Below are 1,263 nucleotides of genomic sequence, written 5' to 3'. Positions count from 1 at the left end.
GTTGCTGAAGACCCCCTCTTTGAAAAGAGGGGGTCTTCAGCAACCAGCCAGCAACTGGGGAAACCTGTCGGTCTGCGGTTTTTTCATGACCAGAGAAAGTCAGAAACGATAGTCAAGGCGCAGCGACGACTCGTCGTCAGTGACTTTCAGTTCGACTTGTAACGGAATGGTCTTGTCGACCGGACTAAGCTGTACTTTTACCCCATCTCCTCGGAGCTTAATGGCTGTCTGCATACCACCCGCCTTGAATTTGACTCTGGGCTTGTAGCGTTCAAAGGAGAGACTGACGCCCTTTTCCGGAGTCAAGTTAAGTTGCTGATAAGAGGTGACCCGCTGATTGCCGTAGTTGTCCGTTGTGACCTCAATCCCAAAAGAGAGGGGCTTAGGGGCTTTGAGTAGGTCATTAGTATCCAGGGTGGAGCGCCATACCTCATGGCGAGGTTGATTTTTCTGCTGATGGTGCAGCGGAGTATGGGCTGGCGCTAGTGTTTCAAGCGCTATCCCTTGTGCACTCCATATCAGGTTACCTAACAAGATACTCAACCATGCGGCACGCATAGCGGTTCTCCTCATCAGCCTCTGTATTGAACATAGACTGCAACCGACCGCAGCGGAAGTATCTAACCGGTATAAAAAAGGAGCTAATACTCCTAATGCCTGTCAGTTAAGCATCTTTGTGACTCAATACTCGGAACCTCTTTTGACCTACATTCTCCAGCCCTTAGGCGATCGCCTTCTTCCCCCTTGAACAACAACACTACCTGCCAGCGGCAACGATCCTGACGCATCACGCGCTCTGTTGGCCATGCCTCCCGTGGCACATTGGTCATTCAGGTGCAACATCGCTTCTCCTCAGCAAGCAAGATAGGCACGGTCGATGTCACCCACATCTGCCAGCCGCTGCCGGTTTGGCTGAATAAACGTAACCGTTCACCGAGAGTGGCTTGACAGGAAAAAAGAGACGATCGTCTCTTGATCCGCCTTTGCCTCTTGCATGATCCCGCTCGTGTTGCATCATCACTGGCATGACCAAAAAGCACCCGACACCGGCCGTTAATTCACTCACCCTCGAACAGGCCCACGAGCTGATACATAAGCTGCTGGACCGTATTACCGAGTTGGAGGACCGCCTCAATCAGCACAGTGGCAACTCTTCCAAGCCCCCCTCCAGTGACGGGCCGGGAAGCACGCCATCTGCCCGGCTGCGTCCGGCTTGCGGTAAAAAACGTGGCGCCCAGCCTGGCCATAAAGGCCAGCGGCGGG

The 1,263-nt window shown here is 53.5% G+C and carries 2 protein-coding genes; one reads left to right on the top strand and one right to left on the bottom strand.

What is annotated here, in order from left to right; genetic code table 11:
* Positions 1–99: 99 nt before the first annotated feature.
* Positions 100–558 (bottom strand): hypothetical protein, encoded by a 459-nt coding sequence (locus CUC53_RS18060; protein ID WP_100295386.1) that lies wholly within the window; start codon positions 556–558, stop codon positions 100–102.
* A gap of 467 nt (positions 559–1,025) precedes the next feature.
* Between CUC53_RS18060 and CUC53_RS18055 the strand changes: the two genes are divergently transcribed.
* Positions 1,026–1,263, top strand: a 238-nt coding sequence (locus CUC53_RS18055; protein ID WP_236757970.1) for a DUF6444 domain-containing protein, incomplete at its 3' end; no start/stop codon positions are given.

This window comes from Aeromonas cavernicola, from assembly GCF_002795305.1.
Taxonomy (GTDB): Bacteria; Pseudomonadota; Gammaproteobacteria; order Enterobacterales; family Aeromonadaceae; genus Aeromonas; species Aeromonas cavernicola.
This window is presented reverse-complemented; position numbering and strand designations above follow the sequence as displayed.

Excerpts from the sequence above, each read along its gene's own strand:
- CUC53_RS18060 (WP_100295386.1), bottom strand. The coding sequence starts at position 558 with ATGCGTGCCGCATGGTTGAGTATCTTGTTAGGTAACCTGATATGGAGT.